This is a genomic window from Streptomyces sp. NPDC107521, from assembly GCF_055598485.1.
This window is the reverse complement of sequence record NZ_JBVKAT010000027.1, coordinates 42,950-56,546: the sequence shown is the minus strand read 5'-3', so window position 1 is coordinate 56,546 and position 13,597 is coordinate 42,950. Positions and strand designations below refer to the sequence as shown.

The 13,597-nt window shown below is 75.5% G+C and carries 12 protein-coding genes; 5 read left to right on the top strand and 7 right to left on the bottom strand.

The features are described 5' to 3' along the window. Window positions 1-321: 321 nt before the first annotated feature. A complete protein-coding gene (locus tag ACZ7LB_RS29160) occupies window positions 322-3,006 on the top strand; it encodes an ATP-binding protein (protein ID WP_471472227.1) in 2,685 nt (894 codons plus the stop codon). 49 nt (window positions 3,007-3,055) lie between these two features. Here the strand turns inward: ACZ7LB_RS29160 and pcaDC are convergent, their stop codons facing one another. From pcaDC to pcaH, 4 genes are read right to left on the bottom strand one after another with little or no spacing between them, the layout of a single operon-like run. After that, window positions 3,056-4,177, bottom strand: a complete 1,122-nt coding sequence (gene pcaDC, locus ACZ7LB_RS29155) for a bifunctional 3-oxoadipate enol-lactonase/4-carboxymuconolactone decarboxylase PcaDC (RefSeq protein WP_471472225.1) — start codon at window positions 4,175-4,177, stop codon at window positions 3,056-3,058. Continuing rightward, complete coding sequence (gene pcaB, locus ACZ7LB_RS29150) at window positions 4,174-5,523, bottom strand: 3-carboxy-cis,cis-muconate cycloisomerase (protein WP_471472224.1); 1,350 nt, start codon at window positions 5,521-5,523, stop codon at window positions 4,174-4,176. Before pcaB ends, pcaDC begins: the two co-directional genes overlap by 4 nt. Then, a complete protein-coding gene (gene pcaG, locus ACZ7LB_RS29145; RefSeq protein ID WP_471472222.1) occupies window positions 5,520-6,146 on the bottom strand; it encodes a protocatechuate 3,4-dioxygenase subunit alpha in 627 nt (208 codons plus the stop codon). Before pcaG ends, pcaB begins: the two co-directional genes overlap by 4 nt. 5 nt (window positions 6,147-6,151) lie before the next feature. Beyond that, window positions 6,152-6,925 carry a protocatechuate 3,4-dioxygenase subunit beta gene (gene pcaH, locus ACZ7LB_RS29140; protein ID WP_161227582.1) on the bottom strand — a complete coding sequence of 258 codons (774 nt, stop codon included), beginning with the start codon at window positions 6,923-6,925 and terminating at the stop codon, window positions 6,152-6,154. A 592-nt stretch (window positions 6,926-7,517) separates the two neighbouring features. Here pcaH and ACZ7LB_RS29135 point away from each other — a divergent pair. Further along, entirely contained in the window at window positions 7,518-8,030 is a 513-nt protein-coding gene (locus ACZ7LB_RS29135) for a MarR family winged helix-turn-helix transcriptional regulator (RefSeq protein ID WP_471472219.1), read from the top strand. On the opposite strand, the gene ACZ7LB_RS29130 is transcribed toward ACZ7LB_RS29135, so the two are convergent. Further along, window positions 8,031-9,047 carry a DUF3048 domain-containing protein gene (locus ACZ7LB_RS29130; RefSeq protein WP_471472217.1) on the bottom strand — a complete coding sequence of 339 codons (1,017 nt, stop codon included), beginning with the start codon at window positions 9,045-9,047 and terminating at the stop codon, window positions 8,031-8,033. A gap of 164 nt (window positions 9,048-9,211) precedes the next feature. Beyond that, complete coding sequence (locus ACZ7LB_RS29125; RefSeq protein ID WP_471472215.1) at window positions 9,212-10,279, bottom strand: ATP-dependent DNA ligase; 1,068 nt, start codon at window positions 10,277-10,279, stop codon at window positions 9,212-9,214. 74 nt (window positions 10,280-10,353) lie between these two features. Here ACZ7LB_RS29125 and ligD point away from each other — a divergent pair, with 74 nt between their 5' ends. After that, on the top strand, window positions 10,354-11,409 hold the full coding sequence (gene ligD / locus ACZ7LB_RS29120) for a non-homologous end-joining DNA ligase (protein ID WP_471472213.1): 1,056 nt from the start codon (window positions 10,354-10,356) through the stop codon (window positions 11,407-11,409). Between the two features lie 300 nt (window positions 11,410-11,709). Here ligD and ACZ7LB_RS29115 read toward each other — a convergent pair whose 3' ends face one another. Beyond that, window positions 11,710-12,498: a VOC family protein gene (locus ACZ7LB_RS29115; RefSeq protein WP_471472211.1), complete on the bottom strand. Its 789-nt coding sequence runs from the start codon at window positions 12,496-12,498 to the stop codon at window positions 11,710-11,712. A gap of 187 nt (window positions 12,499-12,685) precedes the next feature. Here ACZ7LB_RS29115 and ACZ7LB_RS29110 point away from each other — a divergent pair, with 187 nt between their 5' ends. Both ACZ7LB_RS29110 and ACZ7LB_RS29105 read left to right on the top strand, forming a co-directional pair. Next, window positions 12,686-12,931: a WhiB family transcriptional regulator gene (locus ACZ7LB_RS29110; protein ID WP_161227608.1), complete on the top strand. Its 246-nt coding sequence runs from the start codon at window positions 12,686-12,688 to the stop codon at window positions 12,929-12,931. Between the two features lie 156 nt (window positions 12,932-13,087). Continuing rightward, window positions 13,088-13,435, top strand: a complete 348-nt coding sequence (locus ACZ7LB_RS29105; RefSeq protein ID WP_471472209.1) for a DUF4158 domain-containing protein — start codon at window positions 13,088-13,090, stop codon at window positions 13,433-13,435. The last annotated feature ends 162 nt before the right edge of the window (window positions 13,436-13,597 follow it).

Here is a 13,597-nt window from a genome sequence, read left to right as displayed (position 1 = left end):
GTTCGCCTCCGCACCGTCCGCCCGGTCCGTCCCACGGCGGCGCCGCCCGCGCTCCGCGGCAGGCCCGTGTCCCCTCCCCGGGAACCCGTCCCGCGTCCCCTTCCGGCCGGATCACCTGGCTGACACGCCGCCACCCTTCCGTCCCCGCGGGCCGGTCGGGGTCCGGACCGGGCGGAAGGCGGCCTCCCGACCACGGCCGGGAGCCGCTTTACCGCATGTCATCCGTCACGGCAACTACCGGGCCGAGCATCCACCACTCGGCCGCTCGGACGGCTACGCTCGGGTCTGTACGTCGTTCGGGCGACTCGGGGAGGTAACGGGATGACGGAGGGACGGCCGATGGCCGCCGCCTCGCCTTTCCTGTGGGAGCGCGACGCGGAGATCGCCGCCGTCAGAGAAGCCGTCGACGAACTGACCGGGGGCCGCGCCTCCTCCGGGACCCTGCTGGAATACCGGGGTGAGGCAGGGCTCGGGAAGACCGCGCTGCTGGCGGAGACCCGGCGCATCGCGGAGGCGGCCGGGTGCACCGTCTGGTCGGCCCGCGGCGGCGAGACCCTCAGCTCCGTGCCCTTCAACGTCGTACGGCAACTGCTGCAGCCCGCCCTGGTGTCGATGTACCCGGAGGAGGTCCGCGAGTACCTCGGCGACTGGTACGACATAGCGGGACCCGCCCTCGGCATAACGGAACCGGGCGAGGGCCGCGCCGATCCCCAGGGCGTGGTCGACGGCCTGGTCGCCGCCGTGCGCCGGTTCGCCGGGCGGGAGTGGCCGCTCGTCCTGCTGATCGACGACGTCCACTGGGCCGACCAGGAGACCCTGCACTGGCTGGCCTCGCTCGCCCGGCGACTGGACGAGACCGCCGTCCTGGTCGTCCTCGCCCGCCGCCCCGGCGAGCCCGCCGACGAGGAGAGCGCCCGGCACCTCGACACCGCCACCGCCGCCGGCCGGTCCCTGGCCCCGCTCAGCGCCCTCACCCCCGAGGCGACCGCCGGGCTCACCCGCGCCACCCTCGGCGAGTACGCCGACGCCGCGTTCTGCCGCGAGGTCTGGGCCGTCACCGACGGCAACCCCTACAACACCGTCGAACTCCTCGCCAAGGTCGAGGACAGCGAACTGGACCCGGTCGAGGCCCACGCGGGCGACCTGCGCACCCTCAACAGCTCCGCCCGGGGCGGCGGACTCGTCGCCCGCCTCGAACAACTCGGCATCGACGCCACCCGGTTCGCCTGGGCCGCCGCGATCCTCGGCACCGGCATCACCGTCGACATGGTGGCCAGTCTCTCCACCCTCGACCGGACCGCCGCCGTCCGCTGCGCCAACCTGCTCTGCGGCGCCCGCATCCTCACCGAACCCGAGGGGCCTTCCGGCCGTCCGCCCGGCGACGAGCTGGAGTTCGTCCACCCGATCATCGCCACGGCCGTCTACAACTCCATCCCCGGCGGGCTGCGCACCGCCATGCACGGCATCGCCGCCCAACTGGTCACCGACTCCGGCCTCGGCGCCGCGGCGGCCTCCCGCCACCTGCTCCAGGTGCACCCCGACGACGACCAGGAGGTCGTCGCCCAGCTCCGCGACGCCGCCCGCGAACACCTCGCCGTCGGCGCCCCCGACGCGGCCCGCCGCTGTCTCGAACGGGCCCTGCGGGAACCTCCGGAACCCGGCTGCAACGCCCGCGTCCTCTACGAACTCGGCTGCGCCACCCTGCTCACGGCGCCCGCCGTCACCGTCGGGCACCTGCGCGCCGCCCTCGCCGTGGGCGGCCTCGACCGCGAGGAGCGCGCCGACGCCGTCTTCCGGCTGTCCCAGGCCCTGCTCCACAACGACCAGTTGGAGGAGGCGGTGCGCACCGTGGCCGACGAGGCGGCCCGGACCGAGGACCCGGCGGTCAGACTGCGGCTCCAGGCCGCCCAGTACATGTGGGAGGGCGTCCACGCCAGCCAGACCTCCTCGCCCGACCGCTCCGCCCGCCTCGCGGACCTCGCCGCCACCTGCACCGGCCGCGACAACGCCGAACGCGCCCTGCTGATCCTGCGCGGCTTCGACGCCATGATCCACGGCGAGAGCGCGGAGGAGGTCGCCGAGGTCTGCGACCGCGCCCTGGTCAACGGGCGGCTCGCGCCCGGACTCGGCTGGACCGACAGCGAGTGGGGCCTCGAACTGCCCATGATGCTGGCCAGCGCCTATGCCTACACCGACCGGCTCGACCGTGCCGAGACGCTGTTCAACGGGGCCCTGCGCGCCTATGAGTCGGCGGGCTGGAGCGGCGGCCACCTGGCCCTCGCCCACGCCTACGTCGGTCTCGGCCACCGCAGGCGCGGCCGTCTCGAGGAGGCCGAGCGCTCCCTGCGGGAATCCCTGCGCATCGCCGAACGGGTCGGCAGGCGGCTGCCGTTGTACTGGTCCGCCACCTGCAACCTGGTCGACACCCTGCTGGCCCGGGGCCATGTCGAGGAGGCCCGCGCGGTGGCCGACCAGTACGGCTTCGCCCCGCCCTACCCCTCCACCATCGTGCTGCCCGACCCGCACGCCGTCCGGGGCCGCCTGCTGCTCGCCACCGGCCGCACCGAGGAGGGCGTCGCCGAACTGGAAGCCGCCGAGCGGGCGTCGACGGCACCCGGCCGGCAGAACCCGGTCCTCGTGCCCTGGGCCGTCGACCTCGCCCGGGCCCTCGCCGTGACCGACCCGGCACGCGCCGCCCGGCTCGCCTCCGACGCCCGGCTCCAGGCCGAACGCCTCGGCACCGACACCGCCATAGGAGAGGCCCTGCGCTGCGCCGCCGCCCTGGAGAGCGGACAGCGCGCGGTCCGGCTCGCCGCCCAGGCCGTCACCTACCTGGAGGCGTCGCCCTGCCAGTACGAGTACGCCGCCGCCCGGGTCGAGTACGGACTGCTCACCGGGTCCGCCGCCGATCTGCGGCAGGGTCTGGACCTCGCCCTGTCCTGCGGCGCCGACGGACTGGCGGCCCGCGCCCGCCGGGCGCTGGACGCGCTCCGCGTCGCCGGATGACGGGCCGCCCGGGGCGCCGCCCGGCCCGCCCTCCGGCGCGCCGTCCGGCTCACCTCCCGGCGCCGTCCTCCTCGGCCAGCACCCGCTGCGCCGCCGCGAACGCCGAGTTGGCCGCGGGCACCCCGCAGTACACGGCCGTCTGGAGCAGGACGGCGCCGATCTCGTCCGGCGTCAGCCCGTTGCGCCGCGCCGCCCGCACATGCATGGCCAGCTCCTCGTAGTGGCCGTGCGCGACCAGCGCGGTCAGCGTGATCATGCTGCGCTCGCGCCGCGAGAGCGTCGGATCGGTCCAGATCTCCCCCCAGGCGTAGCGGGAGATGAAGTCCTGGAAGCCCGCCGTGAAGGGCGTCTGCCGCTGCTGCGCCCGGTCCACGTGCGCGTCGCCCAGCACCTCCCGCCGCACCGCCATGCCCCGCCTCGCGTTCCCGTCCAGATGCCCGCGCAGCGCGGCGAGCACCGCCTCCGGGCGTTCGGCGGGCGCCAGGTGCGAGGCTCCCGGGATCTCCGTCAGCGCGGCGCCGGGGACCGCGTCGGCGATCTCCCGCAGCCGTGCCGGGGGCGTGGCCGGATCCTCCCGCCCGGCGACGAGCAGCGTCGGCGCGGTGATCTCCCCGAGCCGGTCCCGCAGGTCGAAGGCGGCCAGCGCGTCGCAGCAGGCGGCGTACGCCCCGGGGTCGGCCTCCCGGTGGTCCCGGAGCAGCCCGGGCACCGTGAACCCGGGGGTGAACCAGCGCCGCGGCGCGCTCTCCAGCAGCCATCCCAGACCCTCGGCCCGCGCCCGCGCCGCGCGCTCCCGCCACGGCCCCCCGTCGCCGAACCGCGCCGCGGAGCAGAGCACGGCCAGCGACGCCACCCGGTCGGGGTGGTGCACGGCCAGGTGCAGTCCCACCGCGCCGCCCAGGGAGACCCCGGCGTAGGCGAAGCGGTCCAGCCCGAGCGAGTCGGCCAGCTCCAGCACCAGCCCGGCCAGGTCGCCGACGGTGGCGCCGGGACCGATCGGGTCCGGCGCCGAACCGCCGTGTCCCGGCAGGTTCCAGCGGATCACCCGGTGCCGAACGGACAGTTCGGGAGCCACCGTGTCCCAGAGCGCGTACGAGGTGCCCAGGGAGGGGCCCAGCAGCAGCGGGGGAGCGGAGGAGGGGCCTTCGGACAGATGGTCGAGCAGGGTCAACGTCGCTCCAGGGCACGGTCGGTGAGCTCGCCGGCACAGCCGGTGCGGCGGGCGGGATCGGTCAGGGCGTCGAGGTCGAGTCCGCTGTCGCGCAACTCGGGCACGTCGGCGAGGAGTCGGCCCAGGGGCAGGTCCTCCTCGTGGGCGCGGCGGGCCAGTTCGCCGAGCAGCTCCTTGGCGTGGGTACGGCCGAGCAGCGGCTCCAGTACGGCGGACAGGTGCTCGGAGGCGATCAGCCCGCGGGTGAGGTCCAGATGGGCGCGCATCGCCTCGGGGCGCACCCGCAGTCCCTCGGCCAGTTCGGCGGCGTCCCGCGCGGCACCGCCGGCCAGCCGCAGCAGGTCCCGCAGCGGCTCCCATTCGGCGTGCCAGGCGCCGGGCGGCCGTTCGTCCTCGGCGGCCAGCGACCCGTACAGGGTGGCCGCGAGCTGGGGCGCCCGCCGGGCCGCCGCCGCGATCAGCGTCGAGCGCACGGGGTTGGCCTTGTGCGGCATGGCGGAGGAGCCGCCGCCGCTGCCCTCGGCCACCTCCGCGATCTCGGTGCGGGACAGGGTCAGCACGTCCACCGCCATCTTCCCCAGCGCCCCGGCGGTCAGCGCCAGACAGCCGGCCAGGTCGGCGACCGGGGTGCGCAGGGTGTGCCACGGCAGCGCCGGTGCCCGCAGGCCCACCTCGCGGGCGTACGCGGCCACCAGCGCGAGCGGGTCCGGGGCACCGTACGAGGCGAGGGCGGCCAGGGTGCCCGCCGCGCCGCCGAGCTGCGCGGGCAGCGCGTCCCGCACGGCGGTGACCCGGTCCCGGGCGTCGAGCACCAGGGAGCGCCAGCCCGCCGCCTTGAGCCCGAAGGACGTCGGCACGGCGTGCTGGGTGAGTGTCCGGCCCGGCAGCACGCTGTCCCGGTGCTCGGCGGCGAGCCGGGCCAGCGCCCGCTGGACGCGGTCGAGGTCGCCGAGCAGGAGGTCCAGGGTGCGGGCGGCGACCAGCATCGTCGCGGTGTCCAGGATGTCCTGGCTGGTCGCCCCCCGGTGGACACAGGGGCCGTAGGGGTCGCCGACGGCCCGGGTCAGCTCCGCGACCAGGGGGATCACCGGGTTGCCGCCGGAGCGGGCCCGGAGCGCCAGGGCACGGAGGTCGAACCGGTCGGGGTCGGCGGCCTCCGTCACCGCCGGACCCGCCGCCGCGGGCACCAGGCCCAGGGCGGCCTGGGCCCGGGTGAGGGCGGCCTCGGCATCGAGCAGCGCCCGCAGATAGGCGCGGTCGCCGGTCGCCGCCGCGGCCGGCGAGTCCGCCCACCCGGGGGCGAGCAGGCCTGCGTCGTCGGCGCCGGGGCCGTCGGGTGATGTCACCGGAACTCCAGGAAAACCGTTTCGCCCTCGCCCTGAAGGCGGATGTCGAAACGGTACGTGGCGTCGGCCTCCGGCACGGCGATCAGCGTGTCGCGCCGCTCCGGGTCCACCCGGGAGAGCAGCGGGTCGGCGGCGAGCGCCGCGTCGTCGCCCGGCAGGTAGATCCGGGTGAACAGATGGGTGAGCAGCCCGCGCGCGAACACGCACACGCTGAGGTACCCGGCGCTCCCGCCGCGTCCGCCGGGGCGCAGGGTCCGCGCGTACCAGTGGCCGTCGGCGTCGGTCTGGGCGCGCCCGAAGCCGGTGAACTCCACCCCGTTGCGGCCGGTGAAGCCGCCGGAGGCGGGGTCGCGCCGCATCGATCCGTCGACCGGGGGGAGGTGTCCGTCGGGGTCCGGTCCCCAGATCTCCACCAGGGCGTCCGGCAGCGGGTCGCCCGCGCCGTCGAGCACCCGGCCGTGGACGGTGACCGTGGCGGGATGGCCGAGCGGGGCGATCTCCTCGCCGCCGGGGAAGGGCAGCGCGTAGCCGTAGAAGGGGCCGATGGTGTGCGAGGGGGTGGGCAGCGGGTGGCCGGTGCCGGCCGTCTCCGTACCGGTTCCCGGCGTGGTGTCCTGTGTCATGACGGTCAGCGTCCTTCCTCGATCCAGGTGGCGTTCGGGCCGTCGAGCACGATGTCCCAGTGGTAGCCCAGGGAGAACTCGGGCACCGACAGGCCGTGGTCGTAGGCCGCGACGAGCCGCTGCCGGGCGGCGTCGTCGGTGACCGACTGCAGGATCGGGTCGTAGGGGAAGAGCGGGTCGTTGGGGAAGTACATCTGGGTGACGAGCCGCTGGGTGAACGCCGAGCCGAACAGCGAGAAGTGGATGTGCGCCGGGCGCCAGGCGTTGTGGTGGTTGCGCCACGGGTAGGGGCCGGGCTGGATGGTGGTGAAGTGGTACGAGCCGTCGTCGCCGGTGAGGGTGCGGCCCGCGCCGGTGAAGTGGGGGTCCAGCGGGGCGTCGTGCTGCTCGCGCCGGTGGGCGTAGCGGCCGGCCGCGTTGGCCTGCCAGATCTCCACGAGCTGGCCGCGCACCGGACGCCCGTCGCGGTCCAGCAGACGGCCGGAGACGGTGATGCGCTCACCGATCGGCTCCCCGGTGTGCTGCCGGGTCAGGTCGTTGTCGACCTCGGTCACGTCCCGGTCCCCGAAGGCCGGGGAGGACAGCTCCACCAGCTCGGGGTCCCGCGCGGTGTCGACGGTGACGAGGGGCTGCCGGGGGTGGCGCAGCAGCGAGGACCGGTAGGGGGCGTAGTCGCGGCGGGGGTGGTGCTCGACGGGCGCGCCGTCGGCGGTCCGCTCGCGGTACGCGGTGCGCGCGGCGGCTATCTCCGCGTCGATGTCCGCCTGGGTGAGGGTCATGGTGGGTTCCCTGGGGGTGGTCGGTGGTCGGTGCGGTCCCCGTCGGGGGGAGGGGGACCGGGGCCGTGGTCCCGTGAGCGGGGCCGCGGGTGAGGTCGTCCGGCGGTGCGGGGCCCGGGGCGTCGGGGTCCCCCTGGGACGGGGGACGGCCGTGGGGCGGGGGCCCGGTGGTTCGGAGCCGGTGTTCCGCACGCCCTCCGCCCGGGTGGCGCGGGGGTCTCCGGCGGGGCCGGGTGCGGGCGTGCCGTCCGGTGCGCGGGCCGGGGTGTCCCCGGCCGCTGCCACCACCTCGTCCATCCGAGAAGCCCCTCTCCTGCGGGTGCGCCCACGGCCGCGCCGCCGGACCGGGGACCGGGTCCGCGGTCCCGTACCGGGTCCCGGACGGCTCCGGGTGTGCGACCGGAAGCCGGTGATCCGGAATTAGTCAGGGCACTGACTAATTCGGCGAGGTGCCCCACACGCTGCCATCGCCGGGTCGAACCGTCAAGAGGAGAAGAAACACAAGGTGAGAGACGTGTCAGGGTGCTGATCAAATCCATGGGGGTCGGGGTATCGTCAGTGCACCTACGAAAGTGGACCCAGGGGAGCGCACATGGCAGCGGTCGATCTGACCACCCACCCCGGGCATCTCGCCCGGCGTCTCCAGCAGGCGCACCACCTGCTGTGGAACACCATGGTCTCCGAGGAGACGACCTCGCCGCAGTTCGCCGTCCTGAACACCCTGGTGGCCGAACCGGGGCTCGACCAGCGCACCGTGGGCGAGCGGGTGGGGCTGGACCGGTCCACCATCGCGGAGGTGATCAGCCGCCTCGGCCGCCGGGGGCTGCTGGACAAGGTCCGCGACCCGCACGACGGGCGCCGCTTCCTGCTCCGGCTGACCGACGAGGGCCTGCGCGTCCACCGGCGGCTGACCGTGCGCACCGCGCGGATGAACCAGGTCTTCCTCGCCCCGCTCTCCGCCGAGGAGCAGGCGGTCTTCTTCGACCTCGTCCGGCGGCTGGCCGACACCGCCGAGGGGCTCCGCAACCCGGCGCCGCCCGCGGCCGCGCGGGCGGACGGCCCGGCGCAGGCACCGGCGCCCACGCCCACGGGCGCGCCGGGCTGATCAGGAGTCCGGGGCGAAGACCACCCACACCTGGCCCCGGGCGAAGTTCACCGGCGCGCCGTTCCGGTCGGTGAAGACCGTGCCCCGCTCCGCCGCCGGCCGCCTCCAGGCCGCCTCGTACGCCCGCCCGTCGCGCAGCACCTCGGCGCGGCCGCTGCCGACCGACTCGGTGTAGGGGGAGTTGCTGCCCCGGAAGTCCTGGAACCGCGACGCGCGCACCCGGACGTGCTGCACCACCACCGTCGCCGGTGCCAGCGGCTCGCCCCCGGCCGTGCGCGCCGGGGTGCCGTCCATCGCGACCAGCCACCGGTGCCGCTCGCCGGACCAGGTGAAGGTGAAGCCCGCCGCCGGGTAGCGCACCGAGCGCGAGGCGGCGGCCCGGCCGCCCGCGGGGGCCTCGCCGTAGGAGAATCCGGTGGTCAGCCCGGCGGCCCCGGCGGGTGACGGCAGCAGCCGGCCGGGCCGCACGTAGAGGTTGTGCGGGGCGGGGCGGGAACCGTCCCGCTCGTACGCGCCGGGTGCCTCCTCGGGCGTACGGGCCCGCAGCGGAGCGGCGTCGATCAGCGGCAGCAGCGCGCTCTGCGCGCCGGAGAACGCCAGTTCCGGCCGGTCGAACTGGCGCAGCAGCTCCAGATCGGACTCGCGGGCGCTGCGCACCGGGCCGACCCGGTCCGGCAGCCGGGTCGCGTAGACCGCCATGAGACGGCTCAGCCCCGCCTCGACCGGCTCCACGTAGACGACGTCCGCCGCGTCCAGACCGGTCTGCGGCCGGGCCCCGCCGACGTTGTCGACCTTCACCGCGAGCACCGGACCGGCGCCGGTCCCCCCGGACGGCCGTGCGGACGGCGTCCGCCCGTCCGGGCCGGAACCGGTCACGGTGCAGCCCGAGGCCAGCACCGCCGCCAGGACGACGGCCGACAGGGCCGCCCGGACCCCGGCCCGCCCCGTTCCGCCGTGCCGCCGCACGCCGCTGTGCCGTCCCGCGCCGCCGTTCCGTCTCCGCGTTCCCCGTCGCATCACGACCACCCGCCACCCGTTCCGTGCCATCGATTGTGCGCCGATGAAGACCCCCGGTCCCTACCCGGCCGGATCCTCCCGCGCACCCCGGGGCTCCGCCGGCCGGCGCAGCCGCGGCCCGGGGGGAGGGGCCGTGCGGAACCCGAGGGCGGCGCTCGGACCGCTCACGGGCCGCCCAGGATCTCCCCCAGGTCGTAGCGGACCGGCTCCTCCAGCTGCGCGTAGGTGCAGCTCTCCGGCGTCCGGTCCGGCCGCCAGCGGCGGAACCGGGCCGTGTGGCGGAACCGCGCCCCGTTCTCCATGTGGTCGTACGCCACCTCCGCGACCCGCTCCGGCCGCAGCGGCACCCACGACAGGTCCTTCCCGCCCGACCAGCGGCTCGGCGCACCCGGCAGCCGCGCCGAGGCGTGCGCCGCCTCCTCGCCCCACGCCGCCCACGGATGCTCCCGCACATCGTCCATGCGCAGCGGCTCCAGCTCCGCCAGCAGCTCCGCCCGCCGCTTCATGGTGAACGCCGCGCTCACCCCCACGTGCTGGAGCACGCCCCGGTCGTCGTGGAGGCCGAGCAGCAGGGAGCCGACCACCGGGCCGCTCTTGTGCGGGCGGTACCCGGCGACCACCACGTCCGCCGTCCGCTCGTGCTTCACCTTGAACATCGCCCGCTGGTCCTGGCGGTACGGCAGCTCCGGCGGCTTGGCGACCACCCCGTCCAGGCCCGCTCCCTCGTACTGCTCGAACCACCGCCGGGCCACCGCCACGTCAAGCGTCGCCGGGGCCAGGTGCACCGGGGCGGTGACCCCCGTCAGCGCCCGGACCAGCAGCGCCCGCCGGCCGGACAGCGGCACGTCGAGCAGCGACGCGTCGTCCAGGGCCAGCAGGTCGAAGACGACCAGCGAGGACGGGGTCCGCTCCGCCAGCGTCCGCACCCGGGAGTCCGCCGGATGGATGCGCTCGCTCAGCGCGTCGAAGTCCAGCCGGCCCTCCCGCGCGACCACGATCTCCCCGTCCACCACGCACCGCTCCGGCAGCCGCTCGCGCACCGCCGTCACCAGCTCGGGGAAGTACCGGGTCAGCGGCTTGCCGGTACGGCTGCCCAGCTCCACCTCGTCCCCGTCGCGGAACACGATCGCCCGGAACCCGTCCCACTTCGCCTCGTACTGCATGCCGGGCGGGATGTCCTTCACGGACTTGGCGAGCATCGGCTTCACGGGCGGCATCACCGGCAGGTCCATGGTCCGATTCTGCGCGCCCGGCGCCCCGGCCGCCCGATGTGCGCGGCGGCCGGGCCGCGCCTACCGTGGCTCGCATGGCGCGAGCGGTGGAACTGGACGTGGACGGACGGACCGTGCGGCTCTCCAGCCCCGACAAGGTGTTCTTCCCCGGGCCCGGCTACACCAAGCTGGACGTCGCCCGCTACTACCGGGCCGTCGGCCCCGGCATCCTGCGCGCCCTGCGGGACCGCCCCACCACCCTGGAGCGCCATCCGGACGGCCTCGACGGCGAGTGGTTCTTCCAGAAGCGCGCGCCCAAGGGCATGCCCGACTGGATCCCCACCGCGCACATCACCTTTCCCAGCGGCCGCAGCGCCGACGAGATGTGCCCCACCGAGCAGGCCGCCGTCGTCTGGGCCGCCCAGTACGGCACCCTCACCTTCCACCCCTGGCCGGTCCGCCGCGCCGATGTCGACCACCCCGACGAACTGCGCCTCGACCTCGATCCGCAGCCCGGCACCGACTTCGACGACGCCGTCCGCGCCGCCCACGAACTGCGCGCGGTGCTGGAGGAGTTCGGGGGACTGCGGGGCTGGCCCAAGACCTCCGGCGGACGCGGACTGCACGTCTTCGTGCCCATCGAACCCCGCTGGACCTTCACCCAGGTGCGGCGGGCCGCCATCGCCGCCGGACGTGAACTGGAACGGCGGATGCCGGAGCGGGTCACCACCAAGTGGTGGAAGGAGGAGCGGGGCGAGCGGATCTTCGTCGACTACAACCAGACCGCACGCGACCGCACCATCGCCTCCGCCTACTCGGTGCGCCCGCGCCCGCACGCCCCCGTCTCGGCACCGCTGCGCTGGGACGAGGTGGGCGTGGCGCACCCCCGGGACTTCGACATCCGGACCATGCCCCCGCGGTTCGCCGAACTCGGCGACCTGCACGCGGACATGGACGAGCACGCCTTCTCCCTGGAGGCGCTGCTCGACCTCGCCACGAAGGACGAGCACGACCACGGGCTGGGCGACCTGCCCTATCCGCCCGAGTACCCGAAGATGCCCGGGGAACCGCGGCGGGTGCAGCCGAGCCGGGCCAGGAAGCGCCCTCCGGAGGAGGACGGCCGGGACGAGGGCGCCGCGCGGGAGGGCTGACGGGGGCCGTGCCGGTACCCCCGTGCCGTACCCGGGGGCACGCCGTACGGAGCCGGTGCCCGGGGCCGTGCCGGTACCGAACCGGCGCGCGGGGGCCGCGCCCGTACGCGGAGCCGTGCCGTGCCCCGGCGCCGGACCGGTGCCCGGGGCCGCGCCGTGCCGTCCCCGGGGCCCTGTCCGCGCATCCGTACCGAACCGGCGCGCGGGGCCGTGACCCGTGCCGCGTCACCCTCCGGTGCGGCGGTGCCGGGGCGCGGCACGACACCGCCGCGTCGTCGTGGTGCCGTGCCGCGCGCGCCGTCACTCCGACCGGGGCGCGGGCGTGAGCACCGCGAAGCGGGCCCCGTACGGGTCGGTGAGCCGGGCCAGGCGGCCGACGCCCTCGATGTCGGTGGCCGGCACCACCACGGTGCCGCCCGTCTCCACGGCGCGGGCGAGGGTGGCGTCGGTGTCGGTCACCGCGAAGTACGGCAGCCAGTGCGGCAGGGTCGCCTCCGCGTCGTCCGCGAGCGGGACGATCCCGCCGAACATGCCGTCCTCGCCCTGCCCGGCCGGGTTGACGCAGGTGTACGTGCCCGCGCCGGGGAAGTCCACGGCGGACGTCTCCAGCCCGAGCACCGCGCCGTAGTAGGCCGCGGCGGCGGCCGTGTCCGGTGTGTACAGCTCGACCCAGCACAGCGCGCCGGGCTCACCGGCGACGTCGAACCCGGCCCTCCGCCCCGGCTGCCAGATGCCGAACCCGGCCCCCGCCCGGTCGGCCAGGACCGCCATGGTGCCCTGGTCCATCACCTCCATCGGCGGTACCGGCACCGTGCCGTGCGCCGCCTCGGAGGCGGCGGCCGCGGCCCGGGCGTCCGGACTCCGGAAGTACACCGTCCACGACGGCGGCCCCTGCTCCGGGCCGGTCTGCATGCCCGCGGCGGCGATCCGGCCGTCCCGTTCGAAGAAGCCGTACCCCCCGGCCTCGGGCCCCGCGGAGCGGAACCGCCAGCCGAAGAGGCCGCCGTAGAAGGAGGTGGCGCCGTCGATGTCGGTCGTACCCACATCGATCCAGTTCGGGGCGCCGGTGACAAAGCGGGTGGTGAGCATGATGGCCCTCCAGGGAAGGAATCCCGTTGCCTTCCCTGCCGAGTCTTCCACCGACCGCCGCTCGGCGCTTCCGCGCGCCGCCGTGCGCGGCCGGACCGGCCGGGCCACCATCGTGGGCGGGGCCCGCCGCGGCGGCGTTGATCCGGCGTTGAGCAAACGTTTTGCGGCGCCGGGCACGCTCGGGCACATGCACTTCGACATGACCGTGACGCCCGGCCTCGACTGGCAGCAGGAGGCGTTGTGCGCGCAGACCGGGGGCGACTTCTTCTTCCCCGAGCCCGGCAGCTCCGTCCGGGACGCGAAGCGGATCTGCGCCATGTGTCCGATCCGCTCGGCCTGCCTGGAGTACGCCCTCGACAACGACGAGCGCTTCGGGGTCTGGGGCGGGCTCTCGGAGAAGGAGCGCCTCGCCCTCAGACGCGCCTCCCTCTGATCCCGCCCGGGCCGGTCCTCCGGGTGTGAGTGGTTGACGTACTGGAAATCCCGGCCGGAACGATCATGGTCGTCCGGCACACGCGATCGGCCTGGTGCGGGGGTCCGGAGGAGGATCATCCTCGATCGCCGTCGGGGCATGGCCACCCTCCGCCGCATGCCGGTGGAATGTGCGACTGATGAGCGGGCCGAGACGTACGGGACGTTCACCGAGGTGCCCACCCGCCCGGAACCGGAGCGGTTCCTCTTCCCCGACGATGACGGCCGCGGCCTGATCGCCTCGCGTCGTACGGACGCACATCGCCCGGACACGGCCGTGCAGATCCGCACGGTCCGCTGCGACGGCCGGTCCCTCGGTGAGGACCCGCTCGCGGTGCCGCGGGAGGCCGTGGAGTACCTGGCCGGGCAACTCGGCGCCGCCGACACCTCGCGAGTGAAGCGGTACCCGGAGCGCCGGTCGACGGTGTACGAGCACGCGGCGGAGATCCGGAAGCGGTTCGCGTAGCGGGACTTCATGGCTCGGAAGTGGGGGCGGGAGTTCCGCGGCTTCCTGCACGGGCGTGGACGCATGCCGAGGGGCCGCCACCTGTTCCGACATCAAGGCCGGCGGCCCGGGCCGGGGCCTTCGCCCCTTCCGGGCCCCGGACGCCTTCGAGGACGACGAAGA